Origin of the sequence: Planomicrobium sp. CPCC 101079 (assembly GCF_007859275.1) — a bacterium.
Taxonomy (GTDB): Bacteria; Bacillota; Bacilli; order Bacillales_A; family Planococcaceae; genus Planococcus.
In genome coordinates this window covers 39,724-58,886 of record NZ_VOHC01000009.1, presented here as the reverse complement: position 1 = coordinate 58,886, position 19,163 = coordinate 39,724, and the positions used below count along the sequence as shown (strand labels likewise).

Sequence of the window (19,163 nt, the reverse complement as noted above, 5' to 3'; positions counted from 1 at the left end):
CCCTCTTCAAGTAAATCAATTATGCCTCGGCATAATGATGTCCGGAGGCTTTAATTTGAATCAGTAGATTCAGATTAAACTAGTTCGATAATTACGATTGGTGCGCCGTCTCCGCGACGAGGACCCATTTTCATAATGCGAGTGTATCCGCCTTGGCGTTCTGCGTAACGTGGTGCAACGTCATCAAACAATTTTTGCAATGCAAAAGTTGTTGTTTCGTTACCTTCCTCATCCGTAGATGTAACCAATTCACGACGCATCCATTCTGCAGCTTTACGACGAGCGTGAACATCTCCACGTTTGCCTAAAGTAATCATTTTTTCTACAGTAGAACGCACTTCTTTCGCACGAGCTTCAGTCGTTTGAATGCGCTCATGTACGATTAAGTCTGTTGTAAGGTCACGTAATAGTGCTTTACGTTGAGAACTTGTACGTTGAAGCTTTCTCATTGAAGTTTCCCTCCTTCGGTAAATAGTTCGGATCAGAAGTTAAGGCAATCAGTCTTCTTTGCGAAGCCCTAGTCCTAGATCTTCCAACTTCACTTTAACTTCTTCAAGTGATTTGCGTCCAAGGTTGCGGACTTTCATCATGTCATCTTCAGACTTGCTTGCCAGTTCATGTACCGTGTTGATACCTGCACGCTTCAAGCAGTTGTAAGAACGAACCGATAGATCAAGTTCTTCGATAGTCATCTCTAGAACTTTTTCTTTTTGGTCTTCTTCTTTTTCAACCATGATTTCAGCCGTTTGTGCCTCGTCTGTCAATCCTACGAAGATATTCAAATGCTCGGTAAAAATTCTTGCGCCAAGCGCGATTGCCTCTTTTGGACCGATGCTGCCATCTGTCCAGACATCAAGAGAAAGTTTATCAAAATGAGTCAGTTGACCCACTCGAGTATTTTCCACTTGGAAATTGACGCGTGAAACAGGTGTATAAATAGAGTCAATCGGAATAACGCCGATTGGAAGATCTTCACGTTTGTTCTGATCTGCACGGGCATATCCACGGCCGCGGTTCGCATACATGCGCATACGGAGGTGGCCATTTTTTGCGATTGTAGCAATATAAAGATCCGGATTCAGAATTTCCACGTCACTGTCGTGAGTGATATCTGCAGCCGTAACCGTTCCATCACCTTTAACATCAATTTCAATGACTTTTTCTTCGTCAGAGTAAATTTTCAGCGCAAGCTTCTTAATGTTCAAAATGATTGATGCCACGTCTTCTTCTACACCTTCAACAGTGGAGAATTCGTGCAAAACACCGTCAATTTGAATCGAAGTAACTGCAGCGCCTGGTAAAGATGAAAGTAAGATTCGACGTAAGGAGTTTCCTAAAGTGGTTCCATATCCACGCTCAAGAGGTTCGATAACAAACTTTCCATACTTGGAACTGCTATCGATCTCAATCGTTTCAATCTTTGGTTTTTCTATTTCGAGCATTCATTTACCCTCCTTCAAAACGTCGGTGTTTATTTTCGCTTCATCAAGAACTCGAGAGTCAAAAGACTTTCGCTACGGTTCAGAACACATTCAGTATGTCGTGATGTTCAAAAATCCGATTCAGATAAACGATTATACGCGACGGCGTTTTGGCGGACGGCAACCGTTATGAGGTACTGGAGTTACATCTTTGATTGCTGTAACTTCTAGTCCGGCAGCTTGAAGTGCGCGGATTGCAGCCTCACGACCTGAACCAGGACCTTTAACTGTAACTTCCAAAGTTTTAAGACCGTGTTCGATTGATGTTTTAGCAGCGGTTTCTGCAGCCATTTGAGCAGCGAAAGGTGTAGATTTACGTGAACCTCTAAATCCTAGAGCACCTGCGCTTGACCAAGATACTGCGTTCCCTTGCATATCTGTAATCGTAACAATTGTGTTGTTAAATGTTGAGCGGATGTGAGCGATACCTGATTCGATATTCTTTTTCACACGACGCTTACGAGTTTGTTGTTTACGTGCCATGTTAAGAAGAAACCTCCTTTACTGATTATTTTTTCTTGTTCGCAACAGTTTTACGAGGACCTTTACGCGTACGCGCATTGTTCTTCGTATTTTGACCGCGTACAGGTAGTCCACGGCGGTGGCGGATACCCCGGAAGCTTGCAATTTCCATCAAGCGTTTGATGTTCATTGATACTTCACGGCGAAGGTCACCTTCAATTTTGTATTGATCCAATTGTTCACGGATATTGTTCAACTCATCTTCTGTAAGATCACGAACTCGTGTGTCTTCAGAAATGCCAGCAGCAGAAAGAACTTTCTGTGCAGTTGTTTTACCAACACCGAAAATATATGTTAAAGAAATAACAACGCGTTTGTCGCGCGGAATGTCAACACCAGCAATACGTGCCATGTGTGCCATGCACCTCCTTCATTTTAGCCTTGTCTTTGTTTGTGTTTCGGATTTTCACAGATTACCATTACTTTACCGCTTCTGCGAATAACTTTACATTTTTCGCAGATCGGTTTCACAGATGGTCTCACTTTCATCTAACCTAACCTCCTTAGTAGTCCGGAGTGCAAAAGATTATTTAAAACGGTATGTGATACGACCGCGAGTTAAATCGTAAGGAGAAAGTTCCACTGTTACTTTATCTCCTGGCAGAATGCGGATAAAGTGCATGCGGATCTTGCCAGAAACATGCGCAAGAATCGTATGGCCATTTTCCAATTCTACTTTAAACATCGCGTTAGGCAAAGTCTCAACGACTGTTCCTTCGATTTCAATTACATCGTCTTTCGCCATCGACCCAGTCTCCCTTCTGTATACAAATTAGGATCTCATCTTCAAACAGTATTTGCTGATTGAACAATAGTGCTACATTCATTCACCAGGATTGCATGAGTGACAGTGAAGGCAAGTTTCCGAGTTCCGCTTCCTGCTGATGCAGGTCGGGGGTAATCCGGTTGCCAGTCTGCCTCATGTATCCTCGGCCGCCCGGACTGCCTTGGATGAGTTCCAAACCCGTTACACAGATGCTTCCACGAAACCCATTATACTCCCTACAGTGCTGAAATGCACGGCTTAAAGGCCTAAGACATTCGACACTGAATTTCATATAACCAGGCATTTTATGCTTTTGCAGCTCTCGAGAATTCATTTCTCCTGTGCCCCTTAAAGCCACATGGAGGCAACTAACTGCGCCCGGCGCCGGGTATTATCCTCGGTCGCCCTTTAGAAGAGCATCAATGTCAGCAAATACTTGGTGAATATCCTGCTGTCCATTTATATTCCCCAGCACGCCTTTGCTTTCGTAGAAATCAAGAAGCGGCTGTGTTTGTTGCATGTTTACTTCTAAGCGTTTCGTGACGGTTTCAGGCTTATCGTCTTCGCGTTGGTAGAGCTCTCCGCCATCTTTGTCGCACACGCCAGCAACTTGCGGCGGGTTAAACACAGTATGGTAAGCAGTTCCACACACTCTACAAATCCAACGGCCTGTCAAACGTGCAATCAACTCATCTTGTTCAACTTGAATATTTACGACATGCTCGATTCTTTTGCCAAGATCAGCAAGAAGAGACTCTAGCACTTCAGCTTGAGGGACTGTACGTGGAAAGCCGTCTAATAGAAAGCCTTCTTGACAATCTACCATGCTAAGACGCTCACGGACGATACCGATAGTCACTTCATCAGGTACTAGAGCACCTTGATCCATGAACGATTTTGCTTTCAAGCCTAGTTCCGTTCCGCCTTTGATAGCGGCGCGAAACATATCACCTGTAGAAATATGAGGGATGTCGTACTTCTCAACAATTTTGTCCGCTTGAGTGCCTTTACCGGCACCAGGAAGACCCATTAATACGATATTCATACGTTTTGCCCCCTCAGACAATTGGATAAGGAACGCCTAAACGTTCCTTTCGCCTATTGATTATTTCATAAAGCCTTTATAATGACGTTTCACAAGTTGTGATTCCAGTTGTTTCATCGTTTCAAGCGCAACCCCTACTACAATCAGAAGACTAGTTCCGCCAATTTGAGCCGTTTGGGGCAAGCCCGCAAGGTTAATGAAGAAAATCGGCATAATAGCGATGACTGCAAGGAAAATAGCGCCAACGATTGTCAAACGGTACAACACACTTGTTAAATAATCTTGTGTATTTTTACCCGGACGGATTCCCGGAATATATGCACCTTGCTTTTTCAAGTTATCCGACACGTTTTCAGGATTGACCTGAATGAATGCGTAAAAATACGTGAAAGCCACAATCAAGGCAACATAAATAATCATGCCGACAGGACGAGTGTAATCGAAAGTATTTTGGATCGCATCCGTAAACGCGTTAGCTCCAAAGAAAGAAGCAATGGTTTGTGGCGTAATGATAAATGCCACTGCAAAGATTACTGGAATAACTCCGGCCGCGTTTACTTTCAAAGGTAAATGCGTTTGTTGCCCGCCAGCTGTTTGGCCGCGGCCAGCAACACGCTTTGCATACTGAATTGGAATTTTACGCAGCGCTTGCTGAACGTAAATGACCAATACCGTAATAGCAACAACAGCTAATGCAATTAACGCCATAATGGCAATGTTGATCGGAAGCTGATCTCCAGCCCCTTCAATTTGCTGTGCATAAAGTTGGTTTATAGAACCAGGTATTGCAGCGACAATCCCAGCGAAGATGATAATCGAAATACCGTTCCCCACACCTTTTGCCGTAATCTGCTCACCAAGCCACAGTAAAAACGCTGTTCCTCCAGTTAATACGATAGCAATAACAACATACGTTGAGATTGTGTCATTCTGGATTAATGTTCCACCATACATTTGGTTGAACCCATAAGACATACCGATTGCCTGGATAAACGCAAGTACTATTGTGAAGTAGCGAGTGAATTGCGCAAGTTTCCGTCTTCCGACTTCACCTTGTTTCGCCCACTCTGCAAATTTCGGTACAACATCCATCTGCAATAATTGCACGATGATCGACGCTGTAATGTAAGGCATGATTCCCATTGCTAAAATCGAAAAGTTAGCCAGGGCGCCTCCACCGAAAGTATTTAAGAATCCAATCAAACCCATTTGATCAGTAGCTTGCAATACTGTTGCATCAACATTCGGTACCGGAATGAAAGTCCCGATACGGAAAATGATGAGCATCAGTAGTGTAAAGATAATTTTATTTCGAATATCAGTCACGCGCATAAAATTAGAGATTGTCTGAAACATTAAACCACCTCGGTTTGTCCACCGGCAGCTTCAATCGCTTCTTTAGCTGATCCAGAGAATTTGTGAGCTTTGACAGTTAGTTTCTTTTCTAAGCTACCATTGCCAAGAATCTTGATTCCAGAACGTTCGTTGCTCACAACACCTGATTCGATCAACAATGCAGGTGTGATTTCTGTGCCTTCTTCAAAACGGTTTAATACGTCCAAGTTTACGACTGCGTAGTCTTTACGGTTAATGTTCGTAAAGCCACGTTTTGGCAAACGACGGAACAAAGGATTTTGTCCACCTTCAAATCCAGGACGAACTCCTCCGCCTGAACGTGCGTTTTGACCTTTATGACCTTTACCCGATGTTTTACCAGTACCTGAACCGATACCGCGTCCGATACGCTTTCTTGAGCTGCGTGATCCTTCTGCTGGTTTTAATTCATGAAGTTTCATATGGTTGGCACCTCCTTCTATAGAAATCGAAAATTAAACTTCTTTAATTGTTACTAGGTGAGCGACTTTATCAAGCATTCCGCGAACGGCTGCGTTGTCTTGCTGCTCAACTGTTTGATGCATTTTGCGTAGGCCAAGAGCCTGAACAACTTTACGTTGATTCGGTTTTGAACCAATCACAGATTTTGTGAGGGTAATTTCTAGTTTAGTAGCCATGTAATTTTCCCTCCTTATCCTAATAGCTCTGCTGTAGTTTTGCCGCGAAGTTTTGCTACTTCATCAGCACTCTTCAGTTGAGTTAAACCATCAATAGTTGCACGAACCATGTTGATTGGTGTGTTCGAACCTAGAGATTTAGATAAGATATCTTGTACTCCCGCAAGTTCAAGTACCGCACGGACAGGTCCGCCAGCAATGACTCCAGTACCTGGAGAAGCAGGTTTGATCAGGATTTGCCCTGCACCAAAACGGCCGATTACTAAGTGTGGAGTAGTACCTTTAACCATTGGTACTGCAATAAGGTTTTTCTTGGCATCTTCGATACCTTTACGGATAGCATCTGGAACTTCTTGAGCTTTACCAGTACCGAAACCGACATTACCATTTTTGTCTCCAACTACAACTAGTGCGGAGAAACGGAAACGACGTCCACCTTTTACAACTTTCGCTACGCGGTTAATCGTAACTACGCGTTCTTCAAGTTCAAGTTTGTTTGGATCAATACGACGCATGAAATGTGTCCCTCCTTCTTTTAAAATTCTAAACCATTTTCACGTGCTGCTTCTGCTAAAGCTTTAACACGTCCGTGATATAAATAACCACCGCGGTCAAAAACAATCGATGTCAATCCTTGTTCTACAGCACGTTTCGCGATAGTTTCGCCGATTTTAGCTGCAGCTTCAAGATTTCCAGTTGAACCTTCGAAATCTTTTTCCATTGATGATGCGCTAACAAGTGTTACACCGTTAGTATCGTCGATCAATTGAGCGTAAATGTATTTGTTAGAACGGAATACGTTTAAACGTGGGCGTTGTGCTGTACCCGCAATTTTAGAACGTACACGTGCATGACGTTTTTTACGAGATGCGTTTTTATCGAGTTTCGTAATCACTGAGGTCACTCCTTTCAGCCTGCCTAAGCAGCATTATTTACCTGTTTTACCTTCTTTGCGGCGAACTGCTTCCCCTTCGTAGCGAATCCCTTTGCCTTTATACGGCTCTGGCGGACGCACTTGGCGGATGTTAGAAGCAAGAGCTCCAACGCGTTCTTTATCAATACCTCTGATAACGACTCTTGTGTTAGCTGGCACTTCAACTGTAAGACCTTCTTCCGGCGTGAATTCTACCGGGTGAGAGTATCCAACGTTAAGAACCAATTTTGTTCCTTGCAATTGCGCACGGTAACCTACACCGACTAATTCAAGTGCACGTTCGAATCCTGCAGAAACTCCAGTGATCATGTTCGCAAGCAAAGCACGGGTTGTACCGTGGATTGTGCGGTGTTCTTTAGAGTCAGAAGGACGTGACAATGTTAGGATGTTCTCTTCTTGAGAAATTGCGATATCTTTGTTAAAAGTGCGAGATAGTTCGCCTTTAGGACCTTTTACTGTAACGACGTTGTTTTCGCCTACAGTAACGGTAACTCCAGCTGGTACCTCGATTGGTTTTTTACCTACTCGTGACATTCTGTTGCACCTCCATTCGTTTGTTGTTTATTACCAAACGTATGCTATGATTTCTCCGCCGATTTGTTTCGCGCGGGCTTCTTTATCAGTAACTAGACCTTGTGATGTCGATACTAGAGCAATTCCTAGACCGTTTAGTACACGAGGTACCTCATTTGTTTTTGCGTATACACGTAATCCTGGTTTTGAAATGCGTTTCAAGCCAGTGATAACGCGCTCGTTGTTAGCTCCGTATTTTAAGAAAATGCGGATCATACCTTGTTTGTCATCTTCAACATACTCAACGTCACGAACGAAACCTTCACGCTTAAGAATTTCAGCGATGTCTTTTTTCACGTTAGAAGCTGGAAGCTCTAATTTCTCGTGACGAACCATATTCGCATTACGAATGCGTGTCAGCATATCTGCAATCGGATCTGTCATTGTCATTACATTTACCTCCTTCCCAAATTAGGGGATTACCAGCTGGCTTTTTTGACGCCAGGAATTTGTCCCACATATGCAAGTTCACGGAAACAAATACGGCAAAGTTTAAATTTGCGTATTACTGAATGCGGACGTCCGCAACGTTCACAGCGTGTGTACTCTTGTACTTTAAACTTTGGCGTGCGTTTTTGTTTTGCGATCATAGATTTTTTAGCCACGTTTACGCCTCCCTCACGTTTACTTTTGGAACGGCATTCCGAATTGTGTTAGTAACTCACGAGCTTCCTCGTCAGAGTTCGCAGTTGTTACAATTACGATGTCCATACCGCGTACTTTAGAAACTTTATCATAATCGATTTCAGGGAAGATCAATTGTTCTTTCACACCTAGTGTGTAGTTGCCGCGTCCGTCGAAAGATTTTTTCGATACGCCACGGAAGTCACGTACACGTGGTAGTGAGATAGCAATCAATTTATCCAGGAAGTCGTACATACGCTCTCCGCGTAGTGTAACTTTACATCCGATAGGCATACCTTCACGAAGACGGAAGCCAGCGATAGATTTCTTAGCTTTAGTAATAACTGGTTTTTGACCAGTGATTGTTTGCAATTCTTCAACAGCCGTATCTAGTGATTTCGTGTTTTGTACTGCTTCACCCACACCCATGTTGATAACGATTTTGTCTACTTTTGGTGCTTGCATAATTGAAGAGTAGTTGAACTTGCTCACTAGAGCAGGAGTGATTTCATTCACATATTTTTCTTTTAGGCGGTTCATGTGTGTACCTCCCTTCATTCAGGAATTTTATTTATCTAATTTTTCACCGGATTTTTTTGCAACACGAACTTTTTTGCCATCTTCAACCTGGTATCCTACACGAGTCGGCTCGCCGGATTTAGGGTCAAGTAACATTACGTTAGAAACGTGGATTGCTGCTTCTTGGCTGACAATTCCGCCTTGCGGATTTGCCTGGTTCGGTTTTGTATGCTTCTTCACGATGTTAACACCTTCTACAAGCACACGTTCTTTCTTAGGTAAAGCAGTCAAAACAACGCCTGTTTTGCCTTTGTCTTTGCCTGAGATTACCTTAACTGTATCGCCTTTTTTAATATGCATTCTGTCGCACCTCCTTGGTATTGCACAATGATAGATTAAAGAACTTCAGGAGCAAGTGAAACGATTTTCATGAAGTTGTTGTCGCGAAGTTCGCGTGCAACAGGTCCGAAAATACGTGTTCCGCGTGGACCTTTATCGTCACGAATAATGACACATGCATTTTCATCAAATTTGATGTAAGTACCGTCTTTACGGCGAGCTCCGCTTTTCGTGCGAACGATAACAGCCTTTACGACTTCACCCTTCTTAACAACGCCACCTGGTGTTGCTTTTTTCACGGTACAAACGATTACGTCACCGATGCTTGCAGTCTTGCGACCAGAACCACCAAGTACTTTAATCGCTAGTACTTCACGAGCACCCGAGTTGTCTGCAACTTTTAAACGACTTTCCTGTTGGATCACTTAGGTAACCTCCCTTCGGAATTTCTTACGTTCCGAAATTATTTAAATTAGATGATAACCGCTTTTTCTACAACTTCCACTACGCGGAAGCGTTTTGTAGCTGATAACGGACGAGTTTCCATGATGCGAACGATGTCGCCCATTTTCGCTTCGTTTAGCTCATCATGAGCTTTATATTTCTTAGAGTATTTTACACGTTTGCCATAAAATGCGTGCTTCTTTTGAGTTTCAACCATTACTGTAACGGTTTTGTCCATTTTGTCAGACACAACACGGCCTGTGTATACTTTGCGTTGATTACGCTCAGTCATACTTGCAAACCTCCTCTCGATTTATCAGTTATTGCCACTGAGTACTCTTTCGTGAATCACAGTTTTCATACGGGCAATCGCTTTACGCACTTCGCGGATGCGAGCAGTGTTTTCTAATTGACCAGTAGCCAATTGGAAGCGAAGGTTGAAAAGCTCTTCTTTCAGTGATTTCACTTTTTGTTCGATTTCAGCAGTGGTTAGGTCACGGATTTCATTAGCTTTCATTCGATTCACCACCAATTTCTTCGCGTTTTACGAACTTCGTTTTGATCGGAAGTTTGTGAGATGCAAGGCGCAATGCTTCGCGTGCCACTTCTTCAGATACTCCTGCAAGTTCGAACATTACTTTACCAGTTTTGACAACGGCTACCCAGCCTTCAGGTGAACCTTTACCAGATCCCATACGAACCTCTAGAGGCTTTTTCGTATATGGTTTATGAGGGAAAATTTTAATCCAGACTTTACCGCCACGTTTCATGTAACGAGTCATGGAAATACGTGCTGCTTCAATTTGACGGTTAGTGATCCAAGATGATTCTAAAGCTTGGAGACCAAATTCACCGAATGCGATTTCTTTGCCGCCTTTAGCTTCTCCGCGCATCTTTCCGCGGTGCTCACGACGATATTTAACGCGTTTAGGCATTAACATATTATTTGCCTCCTTCCTCAGATTTCTTCTTAGTTGGAAGGACTTCACCGCGATAGATCCATACTTTTACGCCAAGCTTACCGTAAGTTGTGTCTGCTTCAGCATGCGCATAATCGATATCAGCGCGAAGTGTATGGAGCGGAACAGTACCTTCACTGTAGTGTTCAGCACGCGCAATGTCAGCGCCGCCTAGACGTCCAGATACTTGAGTTTTGATCCCTTTAGCGCCAGAACGCATTGTGCGTTGGATTGCTTGCTTTTGTGCACGGCGGAAAGACACGCGGTTTTCCAATTGACGTGCTACGCTTTCAGCAACCAATTTTGCATCAAGGTCAGCTCTTTTGATTTCAATGATGTTGATGTGTACACGTTTGCTAGTCATAGCAGTAAGTTGCTTGCGAAGTACTTCTACTTCAGAACCACCTTTACCGATTACCATACCTGGTTTCGCAGTGTGAATTGTAACGTTTACGCGGTTTGCAGCGCGCTCGATTTCAATTTTAGAAACTGAAGCTTCTTTTAAACGGGCTTCAATGTACTCGCGGATCTTAATATCTTCGTGAAGAAGTGTCGCATAGTCTTTTTCAGCGTACCATTTTGACTCCCAGTCACGAATGATGCCGATACGCATACCGATTGGATGTATTTTTTGTCCCACGAATTATCCCTCCTTCTTCTCAGATACCACTAGCGTGATGTGGCTTGTGCGTTTGTTAATTGCGCTTGCGCGTCCCATTGCACGTGGACGGAAACGTTTTAGTGTTGGACCTTCATCAACGAATACTTCGCTGACGATCAAGTTGTCCAGGTTCATTTCGTAGTTATGTTCAGCGTTAGCAGCTGCAGATTTCAACAACTTCTCAACAACAATCGATGCTGCTTTAGGAGTGTGGTTCAAAATCGCAACGGCTTCGCCAATTTGCTTGCCTCGGATTAAATCTACTACTAAACGGACTTTACGAGGAGCAATACGTACTGTTCTAGCGACAGCTTTTGCTTGCATGGGGAAATCCTCCTCTCAATTAACGTCTTGTTTTCTTATCGTCTGCACCATGGCTTGCGTATTTGCGTGTTGGAGCAAATTCACCAAGCTTATGGCCTACCATATCTTCAGTTACGTAGACAGGAATGTGTTTACGTCCATCATATACAGCGATTGTTTGTCCGATGAATGTCGGGAAAATTGTAGAACGGCGAGACCAAGTTTTGATCACTTGTTTTTTCTCAGAGTCCTTTTGTGCATCAACTTTTTTCATAAGATGATCATCAGCAAAAGGTCCTTTTTTCAAGCTGCGACCCATTTGGGATCCTCCCTTCGTGATTGCACCACGGCTCTTTTGGCGAACCGTAGCGAAATCAAATTATTTTTTACGACGACGCACGATAAACTTGTCTGACTTGTTGTTTTTCTTGCGGGTTTTGTATCCAAGAGTTGGTTTGCCCCAAGGAGACATTGGTGACTTACGTCCGATTGGCGAACGTCCTTCACCACCACCGTGTGGGTGATCGTTCGGGTTCATTACAGATCCGCGGACTGTTGGGCGTTTGCCTAACCAGCGAGAGCGTCCTGCTTTACCGATGTTAATCAATTCGTGCTGTTCGTTACCTACAGAACCGATAGTCGCGCGGCAAGTAGCCAAGATCATGCGAACTTCGCCTGATTGCAAACGAACCGTTACGTATTTGCCTTCTTTACCCAATACTTGAGCTGAAGTTCCTGCAGAGCGTACAAGTTGTCCGCCGCCGCCTGGCTTCAATTCAATGTTGTGGATTGTAGAACCCATTGGGATGTTTGATAACGGAAGTGCGTTACCTGGTTTGATATCAGCTTCAACGCCTGACATGATTTGAGTTCCAACTTCGATTCCTTTAGGAGCCAAGATGTAACGTTTTTCTCCGTCAGCGTAATGAATTAATGCGATGTTAGCAGAACGGTTTGGATCGTACTCGATTGTAGCAACGCGTCCTGGAATGCCATCTTTGTTACGTTTGAAATCGATGACACGATATTGGCGTTTGTGTCCACCACCGTGGTGGCGTACAGTCAACTTACCTTGGTTGTTACGGCCGCCTTTACGCTTCGTTGGTTGTAGAAGCGATTTTTCTGGCTTGTTCGTTGTGATTTCAGCGAAATCCGAACTTGTCATGTTACGACGACCGTTGGAGGTAGGTTTATATTTTTTAATCGCCATTTTGTTTCCCTCCTTCTTTGATTAGTTCCTTAAGAACTTATAGAAATTAAATTTCGAACAATTCGATGTCTTTAGAGTCAGCAGTCAATTTCACGATCGCTTTGCGGCGTTTGTTAGTATAGCCTGCGTGTTTGCCCATACGTTTGAATTTGCCTTTGTAGTTCATGATGTTGACTTTCTCAACCTTCACGCCAAAGATTTCTTGTACGGCTTGTTTTACCTGTGTTTTGTTTGCGCGAGTGTCCACTTCGAAAGTGTACTTTTTCTCTGCCATTACTTCTGAAGATTGCTCAGTAATGACTGGACGCTTTAATACATCACGTGCTTCCATTAACTAAGCACCTCCTCTATTTTTTCTACAGCTGCTTTAGTCATAACAACTTTGTCATGGCCAAGCAAGTCTAAAACGTTAATGCCGCTTGCTGTTACTACTGTCATACCTTGAAGGTTACGTGCAGACAATGCTACGTTTTCATCTAGGTCAGCAGTTACGAACAATGCTTTTTTACCAATTGAAAGGTCTTGCACTAATTTAGTGAATTCCTTTGTTTTCGGTGCATCGAAAGTCAACCCTTCAAGTACCATCAAGTTTTCTCCAGCTACTGCAGATGAAAGTGCAGAACGTAGAGCTAAACGACGTACTTTCTTAGGAAGTTTATAGCTATAGCTGCGTGGCGTTGGACCGAATACGATACCGCCTCCGCGCCATTGTGGTGAACGGATCGAACCTTGACGAGCACGTCCAGTTCCTTTTTGCTTCCATGGTTTTTTACCACCACCAGCTACTTCAGAACGGTTTTTTACTTTATGGTTACCTTGGCGAAGTGAAGCGCGTTGCATCACTACAGCGTCGAATAACACTGATTCATTTGGCTCGATACCGAATACGTGATCGTTCAATTCGATGTCGCCCACTTGTGAACCTGTTTGATTTAATAAAGCTACTTTAGGCATTCTTGTTTCCTCCTTCCTTTGAAAAGATATTATTTCGCTTTAATAGAAGATTTTACTCGGATCAACGCTTTGCGTGAACCAGGAACATTACCTTTAATAAGAAGCAAGTTGCGTTCTGTATCAACTTTCACGATGTGAAGGTTTTGGATCGTAACTGTGTTGCCACCCATTTGACCAGGCAATTTCTTTTGTTTGAATACACGGTTAGGAGCAACCGGACCCATCGAACCAGGACGACGGTGGTAGCGTGAACCGTGAGCCATTGGTCCGCGTGATTGTCCGTGGCGTTTGATAACACCTTGGAAACCTTTACCTTTCGTAGTTCCTGTTACATCTACTACATCGCCTTCTGCGAATACATCTACTTTGACTTCCTGACCAATCTCGTAATCAGCTAAGTTTACATTGCGAAGTTCGCGAATGAAGCGCTTAGGAGCAGTGTTTGCTTTAGCTACATGTCCTTTAGCAGGTTTGTTAGAAAGCTTTTCGCGCTTGTCTTCAAAACCTAATTGGATTGCCTCGTAGCCGTCTACCTCAACTGTTTTCTTTTGAAGCACCACGTTTGGAGCAGCTTCGATTACAGTTACAGGGATTAAATCACCGTTCTCAGCAAAAACTTGCGTCATACCGATTTTTCTACCTAAGATTCCTTTGGTCATGTTGTCACACCTCCTGCAATTATTTGTGTTTTTTTTATATTTCGTTTACCGATTAAAGTTTGATTTCAATGTCAACGCCAGATGGTAAATCTAATTTCATTAACGCATCAACAGTTTGTGGTGTTGGGTTAACGATATCGATTAGACGTTTGTGCGTGCGCATTTCAAATTGCTCACGTGAATCTTTATAAATGTGGACTGAGCGCAAGATTGTGTAAACTGACTTTTCCGTCGGCAACGGTATCGGACCCGATACGCTTGCACCTGAACGTTTAGCTGTTTCTACAATTTTCTCAGCAGATTGATCAAGAATTCTGTGATCATATGCTTTTAAACGGATACGAATTTTTTGTTTTGCCATTATTTTCCCTCCCTTTTCGCCTATTTTTGATAGACATTCTCCACGAAAATTTTCCAATCACTCGCCATGGCAAAGCGGCCGGGTGTATCGGTAACCTCTCGCTTCATCGCAGTCAAAGACCAACGTTCACTAGTATACAAAATTAAAAAGAATTCCGCAAGTGTTTTTACGAAATTCTTTTAATCACTTTTATTAGTATAGCAGGATTTATTTTATATTCAACCTATACGCTAATAGTCCGAACATTTTTATCTTATGCTAGCCACATAATGGCGATCCAACCGAAAACCAAAAGCGGAATGTTGTAGTGAAGGAATGTTGGTACGCATGTATCCCAGATATGATTGTGTTGGCCGTCCACGTTGAGTCCGGCAGTCGGCCCCAGCGTCGAGTCGGATGCTGGTGATCCGGCGTCTCCTAATGCCCCTGCCGTTCCGATCAATGATATGATCGCGAGTGTCGAGAAACCGAACTCCATACTCATTGGCACAAAGATGGCTGCGATGATTGGAATCGTTGCAAACGATGAACCGATGCCCATAGTCACCAACAAGCCAGCTACCAACATGGCGAAAGCGGCAAGCCCTCTGTTCCCTGCAAACGTTTCAGAGACACTCGCAACCAGCTGCTCAATGGCTCCAGTGGCTTGGATGACAGAGGCAAAACCGTTTGCTGCAATGATGACAAAACCGATGAATGCCATCATGCGCATGCCGGCACTCAGAATGTCATCTGCATCCCGCCATTTCATAGCGCCTAGAAGGTACAAGACCAAGATACCAGCAAGCGCCCCGATAATCATGGAGTCAGTGGTAATTTGCCCGTATAGTGCAGCAAGCAGCGCCAATATAGTTACAGTGATGTCTTTTTTCGAAGCCGCCTTTTTAGAGAGTTCTTCTATATTAGTATGGGCGATGTGATAATCACGCGGCCGGCGGTAAGAGATGAACACTGCAACCGCAAGTCCGACTACTAGTCCAAGGACCGGAATCATCATCGCTCTCGGAATATCCGCCATATCAATCGGCAACCCGGCAAGCTCCATTTGCGTTGCCACAATGTCATGGAAGATCAGTCCAAAGCCATATGGCAGTAAAATATAAGGTGCAGTCAAACCAAATGTCAGCACAGAAGCGATCAAGCGACGGTCTATACGCAATTCGTTCATAATATGCAAGATCGGCGGCAGCAATAGCGGGATAAATGCGATATGAATCGGTATCAAGTTCTGCGAGAAGATTGCCATGATCAATAGCGTAAAAATGATTAACGCTTTTGCTAGCCCTTCCCGCGTTGTTTCTCCTTCTTTATTAATAAGTTTTAAGACACTTGAGACGAGCAGTTCCGGAATTCCTGTACGGGAAATTGCTACTGCAAATCCTCCAAGCATCGCATAACTGAGTGCGATTTCCGCTCCTGCCCCAAGTCCATCGGTAAACGCCGTAATTGTATCCATAAACGGCAAACCACCGCTGAGCCCACCGGCCAGTGCACCAAGCAACAATGCAAAGACCACATTGACCCGAAGCAAGCTCAAAACCAACATGACCAGAACGGCAACTATAACTGCATTCATAATATCTATCTCCTTTAGTTTGCTAAAGCGTTAAAGTGTACACTTTAAATTAACAAAAGGAGAAAAGGATGTCAACCGCATTTATTCATAATAGGAGAAAGCTGAAAAACTCTGAAAACAAAAAACCTTTGCCCCAAAGCAAAGGTTACTTCTTACTATTAAAACGAACTGGCCGTACTTATATCAGTTATGGTTTTTATACATGCATTCAGTTTGCCGATATCAAAATTACCGCCGCTGACTACCACCCCAGTATAGTTTGACTGAAACGGCAAATGGCGATAAAGCACCGCAGCCACAGCAGCAGCTCCCGCTCCTTCAACCAGCATTTTCTCACGTTCGAGCATAAACAGGATCGCAGAAGCAATTTCTTGTTCACTGACCGTAATAACATCATCAACATAGGCGTTGATGATTTGAGTCGTTAATTTGCCCGGCTCTTTTACTTTGATCCCCTCTGCGATGGTTGTGAGAAACGGTACAGCGGAATTTTGAGTACCATGGAAGATAGAGGCAATGGCGGGAGCCGCTTGCGCTTGCACCCCGATTACTCGAATGTTTGGCCGTATTGACTTAACGGCAAGAGCTGTGCCTGCAAGCAAGCCTCCACCTCCAGCCGGAACGACGATAGTATCGAGTTCTGGACATTGCTGCATCATTTCCATCGCTACTGTCGCTTGCCCTTCGATAATTGCCATATCGTCGAACGGATGGATAAACGCGGCGCCGGTGAAAAGCTGCTCTTTTTTGGCAGCGGCGTACGCTTCGTCAAAATTGTTTCCAACAAGCTGCACAGTAGCCCCGTACTGACGAGTTGCCATTACTTTCGCTTCAGGCGTCGTTACCGGCATATAAATCGTTACCGGCACCCCTTTTTCTTTCCCGGCTAAAGCGACTCCTTGCGCATGGTTACCGGCAGAAGCAGCCAAAATCCCTTTCCGGCATTCTTCGTCCGTTAAGCGGCTGACCTTATTGAAGGCACCTCTTATTTTGAATGAACCGGTCTTCTGCAAATTCTCCAATTTCAACGAAACACAATTGCCGGCGATTTCATTCAAGGTTTTCGACTGTTTGCAAGGCGTGCGGTGGACAATGGATGCCAGCTTTTCGAATGCATTGTATAAACCTACTGTATCGTACGAATTCCCAACTAAATCATCTCCCTTAATAGTAATGCGTTAAACTGATTGCTTCCTTTCTTCGTATGCCGCGATGTACGAATCGAATTGGAAGGTCAATGCAATCTCATCCCAGCCTTTTAGCAGCATTTCTTTCCAGTACGGATCAATGGTAAATTCATATCGGCTTCCATCTTGCCCGGTAACTGTTTGCTCTTCCAAATTGATTTCCAGCTTAAAGTTCTCGTGTTTTCCTTTTTGGATAAGCTCATTTACCTCTTGGTCGGTAAGCCGAATTGGTAAGATCCCATTTTTCACACAGTTATTATAGAAGATATCTGCATAACTCGGTGCGATGACCACATTAAACCCGTAATCTTGAATCGCCCATGGGGCATGCTCACGTGAAGAGCCGCAGCCGAAATTTTCTTGTGCGACTAGAATTTCAGAGCCTTGAAAGCGAGGGTCGTTGAGGACGAAGTCTTCAATTTCTGAACCGTCCGAACGAAATCGCCAATGATAAAACAAGTATTTACCAAATCCTGTTCGTTCAATGCGCTTTAAAAATTCTTTGGAAATAATCTGGTCGGTGTCTACATTTTTTCGATCCAGCGGCGTTAAGACACTGGTGATTTTGTTTATCGGCTTCATAGGTTGCCTCCTTGAACTTTTCTCTTATGCTGTAGGAACAGGTTCTTTCATGAACTTGCGGACGTCTGTCAGATGCCCTTCAATTGCTGCTGCAGCCGCCATAACCGGACTCACCAAGTGAGTCATAGAACCTGCGCCTTGGCGCCCTTCAAAGTTTCGGTTTGAAGTGGAAGCACAGCGCTCCCCTGCTGGCACAGAGTCTTCATTCATCGCCAAGCACATGCTGCAACCTGTTTCCCGCCACTCAAAGCCTGCCTCAAGGAAAATTTGGTCTAAGCCTTCTGCTTCTGCTGCACGTTTTACTGATTCCGAACCCGGGACAACGATAGCCGTCACCGCTGGATGGACTTTTTTGCCGGCTATAATTTCACTTGCCGCCCGTAAGTCTCCGATGCGGGCATTTGTACAAGAGCCGATAAAGACATGTTGAATTTCAATAGAAGACAATGGCGTACCTTCTTCAAGCTGCATATAAGCCAATGCTTGCTTTAATGCATCACGGTCCGCTTGCTGCTCAAAATCAACTGCCGCCGGAACCCGCTCGGCAATTCCAGAACCCATTGATGGATTTGTTCCCCAAGTGACAAACGGGGAAATATCATCTGCATGAATGCTATGAGATACATCGTACTCTGCGCCTTCATCTGTTGCCAACGCCAACCATTGTTCTGCCGCTTTTTCAAATTCTTCGCCTTTAGGAACATGGCGGCGCCCTCTCAAGTATTCGACTGTTGTCTCATCTGGACTGATAAGTCCCGCGCGCGCACCTGCTTCGATTGACATATTACAGATGGTCATTCGCTCTTCCATGGATAATTTGCGAATTGCTTCTCCTGTATACTCCACAATATGCCCTGTCCCCATATCTACTCCGAATCTTGAAATGATCGCCAAGATGACGTCTTTTGCAGAAACGCCAAAGCCAAGTTCTCCTTCAATTCGAATTTCCATCGTCTTTGGTTTTGATTGCCATAAAGTTTGGGTTGAAAGAACATGTTCTACTTCACTAGTGCCAATACCAAAAGCTAGTGCACCAAAAGCTCCGTGCGTCGACGTATGGCTGTCTCCACAGACGATCGTCTTCCCTGGTTGCGTAAGCCCAAGTTCCGGACCGATTACATGAACAATGCCCTGGTCTGGATGGTTAAGGCCTGCCAATGGCACTCCGAATTCTTCGCAGTTCTCCTGCAACGTCTTGATCTGCTTCCGCGAAATCGGATCTTTGATCGTTTCGCGGTTCCTAGTCGGCACGTTGTGATCCATCGTCGCAAAGCATAAGTCCGGACGACGCACTTTCCGGCCGTTCAGCCGGAGCCCTTCAAATGCCTGCGGAGACGTTACTTCATGCAACAAATGAAGGTCAATATAAAGAAGATCTGGCTTCCCTGGTTCCTCATAGACAATATGCTGTTCCCAAACTTTTTCAATAATTGTTTTTGCCACACTAACCGC

33 protein-coding genes are annotated in these 19,163 nt (G+C 44.2%); all 33 read right to left on the bottom strand.

The features are described 5' to 3' along the window. Positions 1–74: 74 nt before the first annotated feature. A complete protein-coding gene (rplQ, locus tag FQV28_RS04105) occupies positions 75–449 on the bottom strand; it encodes a 50S ribosomal protein L17 (protein WP_106534449.1) in 375 nt (124 codons plus the stop codon). 48 nt (positions 450–497) lie between these two features. Then, positions 498–1,442, bottom strand: a complete 945-nt coding sequence (locus tag FQV28_RS04100) for a DNA-directed RNA polymerase subunit alpha (RefSeq protein WP_146494310.1) — start codon at positions 1,440–1,442, stop codon at positions 498–500. 132 nt (positions 1,443–1,574) lie between these two features. Further along, entirely contained in the window at positions 1,575–1,964 is a 390-nt protein-coding gene (gene rpsK, locus FQV28_RS04095) for a 30S ribosomal protein S11 (protein WP_006828953.1), read from the bottom strand. Between the two features lie 25 nt (positions 1,965–1,989). Further along, complete coding sequence (rpsM, locus tag FQV28_RS04090) at positions 1,990–2,355, bottom strand: 30S ribosomal protein S13 (RefSeq protein WP_033542779.1); 366 nt, start codon at positions 2,353–2,355, stop codon at positions 1,990–1,992. Positions 2,356–2,378: 23 nt separating this feature from the next. Next, positions 2,379–2,492 carry a 50S ribosomal protein L36 gene (gene rpmJ, locus FQV28_RS04085; protein ID WP_058386714.1) on the bottom strand — a complete coding sequence of 38 codons (114 nt, stop codon included), beginning with the start codon at positions 2,490–2,492 and terminating at the stop codon, positions 2,379–2,381. A gap of 37 nt (positions 2,493–2,529) precedes the next feature. Continuing rightward, positions 2,530–2,748, bottom strand: a complete 219-nt coding sequence (infA, locus tag FQV28_RS04080; RefSeq protein ID WP_006828950.1) for a translation initiation factor IF-1 — start codon at positions 2,746–2,748, stop codon at positions 2,530–2,532. Positions 2,749–3,160: 412 nt separating this feature from the next. Continuing rightward, on the bottom strand, positions 3,161–3,814 hold the full coding sequence (locus FQV28_RS04075) for an adenylate kinase (protein ID WP_146494309.1): 654 nt from the start codon (positions 3,812–3,814) through the stop codon (positions 3,161–3,163). Positions 3,815–3,874: 60 nt separating this feature from the next. Then, the gene (gene secY, locus FQV28_RS04070) at positions 3,875–5,170 is read right to left on the bottom strand and encodes a preprotein translocase subunit SecY (protein ID WP_146494308.1); all 1,296 of its coding nucleotides are present in this window, start codon (positions 5,168–5,170) and stop codon (positions 3,875–3,877) included. Continuing rightward, complete coding sequence (gene rplO / locus FQV28_RS04065; RefSeq protein ID WP_106534454.1) at positions 5,170–5,610, bottom strand: 50S ribosomal protein L15; 441 nt, start codon at positions 5,608–5,610, stop codon at positions 5,170–5,172. The genes secY and rplO overlap by 1 nt, the downstream gene beginning before the upstream one ends. A gap of 33 nt (positions 5,611–5,643) precedes the next feature. Continuing rightward, positions 5,644–5,826: a 50S ribosomal protein L30 gene (gene rpmD / locus FQV28_RS04060; protein ID WP_106534455.1), complete on the bottom strand. Its 183-nt coding sequence runs from the start codon at positions 5,824–5,826 to the stop codon at positions 5,644–5,646. 14 nt (positions 5,827–5,840) lie between these two features. After that, positions 5,841–6,341 carry a 30S ribosomal protein S5 gene (gene rpsE / locus FQV28_RS04055; RefSeq protein WP_106534456.1) on the bottom strand — a complete coding sequence of 167 codons (501 nt, stop codon included), beginning with the start codon at positions 6,339–6,341 and terminating at the stop codon, positions 5,841–5,843. A 20-nt stretch (positions 6,342–6,361) separates the two neighbouring features. Further along, on the bottom strand, positions 6,362–6,721 hold the full coding sequence (rplR, locus tag FQV28_RS04050) for a 50S ribosomal protein L18 (RefSeq protein WP_146494307.1): 360 nt from the start codon (positions 6,719–6,721) through the stop codon (positions 6,362–6,364). A 33-nt stretch (positions 6,722–6,754) separates the two neighbouring features. After that, positions 6,755–7,294: a 50S ribosomal protein L6 gene (gene rplF, locus FQV28_RS04045; RefSeq protein WP_146494306.1), complete on the bottom strand. Its 540-nt coding sequence runs from the start codon at positions 7,292–7,294 to the stop codon at positions 6,755–6,757. Positions 7,295–7,324: 30 nt separating this feature from the next. Further along, the gene (gene rpsH / locus FQV28_RS04040; RefSeq protein WP_006828942.1) at positions 7,325–7,723 is read right to left on the bottom strand and encodes a 30S ribosomal protein S8; all 399 of its coding nucleotides are present in this window, start codon (positions 7,721–7,723) and stop codon (positions 7,325–7,327) included. A gap of 29 nt (positions 7,724–7,752) precedes the next feature. After that, entirely contained in the window at positions 7,753–7,938 is a 186-nt protein-coding gene (rpsN, locus tag FQV28_RS04035) for a 30S ribosomal protein S14 (protein WP_084242180.1), read from the bottom strand. A 19-nt stretch (positions 7,939–7,957) separates the two neighbouring features. Continuing rightward, a complete protein-coding gene (gene rplE / locus FQV28_RS04030) occupies positions 7,958–8,497 on the bottom strand; it encodes a 50S ribosomal protein L5 (protein WP_146494305.1) in 540 nt (179 codons plus the stop codon). 27 nt (positions 8,498–8,524) lie between these two features. Then, on the bottom strand, positions 8,525–8,836 hold the full coding sequence (gene rplX / locus FQV28_RS04025; RefSeq protein WP_146494304.1) for a 50S ribosomal protein L24: 312 nt from the start codon (positions 8,834–8,836) through the stop codon (positions 8,525–8,527). 35 nt (positions 8,837–8,871) lie between these two features. Further along, on the bottom strand, positions 8,872–9,240 hold the full coding sequence (gene rplN / locus FQV28_RS04020) for a 50S ribosomal protein L14 (RefSeq protein WP_121636502.1): 369 nt from the start codon (positions 9,238–9,240) through the stop codon (positions 8,872–8,874). A 47-nt stretch (positions 9,241–9,287) separates the two neighbouring features. Continuing rightward, positions 9,288–9,551, bottom strand: coding sequence for a 30S ribosomal protein S17 (rpsQ, locus tag FQV28_RS04015; protein WP_146494303.1), 264 nt, complete (start codon positions 9,549–9,551; stop codon positions 9,288–9,290). A gap of 24 nt (positions 9,552–9,575) precedes the next feature. Beyond that, positions 9,576–9,776 (bottom strand): 50S ribosomal protein L29, encoded by a 201-nt coding sequence (gene rpmC, locus FQV28_RS04010; RefSeq protein WP_006828936.1) that lies wholly within the window; start codon positions 9,774–9,776, stop codon positions 9,576–9,578. After that, positions 9,766–10,200 (bottom strand): 50S ribosomal protein L16, encoded by a 435-nt coding sequence (rplP, locus tag FQV28_RS04005; protein ID WP_036803910.1) that lies wholly within the window; start codon positions 10,198–10,200, stop codon positions 9,766–9,768. The genes rpmC and rplP overlap by 11 nt, the downstream gene beginning before the upstream one ends. A 1-nt stretch (position 10,201) precedes the next feature. Continuing rightward, positions 10,202–10,858, bottom strand: a complete 657-nt coding sequence (gene rpsC / locus FQV28_RS04000; RefSeq protein ID WP_146494302.1) for a 30S ribosomal protein S3 — start codon at positions 10,856–10,858, stop codon at positions 10,202–10,204. Positions 10,859–10,861: 3 nt separating this feature from the next. Further along, entirely contained in the window at positions 10,862–11,203 is a 342-nt protein-coding gene (gene rplV, locus FQV28_RS03995; RefSeq protein WP_106534465.1) for a 50S ribosomal protein L22, read from the bottom strand. A 19-nt stretch (positions 11,204–11,222) separates the two neighbouring features. Then, complete coding sequence (gene rpsS / locus FQV28_RS03990; RefSeq protein WP_146494301.1) at positions 11,223–11,501, bottom strand: 30S ribosomal protein S19; 279 nt, start codon at positions 11,499–11,501, stop codon at positions 11,223–11,225. Positions 11,502–11,561: 60 nt separating this feature from the next. After that, positions 11,562–12,392 carry a 50S ribosomal protein L2 gene (gene rplB, locus FQV28_RS03985; protein ID WP_146494300.1) on the bottom strand — a complete coding sequence of 277 codons (831 nt, stop codon included), beginning with the start codon at positions 12,390–12,392 and terminating at the stop codon, positions 11,562–11,564. A 46-nt stretch (positions 12,393–12,438) separates the two neighbouring features. Then, the gene (rplW, locus tag FQV28_RS03980; protein WP_146494299.1) at positions 12,439–12,723 is read right to left on the bottom strand and encodes a 50S ribosomal protein L23; all 285 of its coding nucleotides are present in this window, start codon (positions 12,721–12,723) and stop codon (positions 12,439–12,441) included. Next, positions 12,723–13,346 carry a 50S ribosomal protein L4 gene (gene rplD, locus FQV28_RS03975; RefSeq protein WP_146494298.1) on the bottom strand — a complete coding sequence of 208 codons (624 nt, stop codon included), beginning with the start codon at positions 13,344–13,346 and terminating at the stop codon, positions 12,723–12,725. The genes rplW and rplD overlap by 1 nt, the downstream gene beginning before the upstream one ends. A gap of 29 nt (positions 13,347–13,375) precedes the next feature. Beyond that, positions 13,376–14,005: a 50S ribosomal protein L3 gene (gene rplC / locus FQV28_RS03970; protein WP_146494297.1), complete on the bottom strand. Its 630-nt coding sequence runs from the start codon at positions 14,003–14,005 to the stop codon at positions 13,376–13,378. 52 nt (positions 14,006–14,057) lie between these two features. After that, complete coding sequence (rpsJ, locus tag FQV28_RS03965; protein WP_033542800.1) at positions 14,058–14,366, bottom strand: 30S ribosomal protein S10; 309 nt, start codon at positions 14,364–14,366, stop codon at positions 14,058–14,060. 253 nt (positions 14,367–14,619) lie between these two features. Beyond that, entirely contained in the window at positions 14,620–15,942 is a 1,323-nt protein-coding gene (locus FQV28_RS03960; protein ID WP_146494296.1) for a Na+/H+ antiporter family protein, read from the bottom strand. A 158-nt stretch (positions 15,943–16,100) separates the two neighbouring features. Then, positions 16,101–17,036, bottom strand: a complete 936-nt coding sequence (locus FQV28_RS03955) for a threonine/serine dehydratase family protein (RefSeq protein ID WP_255472797.1) — start codon at positions 17,034–17,036, stop codon at positions 16,101–16,103. A gap of 84 nt (positions 17,037–17,120) precedes the next feature. Then, complete coding sequence (gene leuD, locus FQV28_RS03950) at positions 17,121–17,711, bottom strand: 3-isopropylmalate dehydratase small subunit (RefSeq protein ID WP_146494294.1); 591 nt, start codon at positions 17,709–17,711, stop codon at positions 17,121–17,123. Positions 17,712–17,735: 24 nt separating this feature from the next. Beyond that, entirely contained in the window at positions 17,736–19,154 is a 1,419-nt protein-coding gene (gene leuC, locus FQV28_RS03945; protein WP_146494293.1) for a 3-isopropylmalate dehydratase large subunit, read from the bottom strand. Positions 19,155–19,163: the final 9 nt, after the last annotated feature.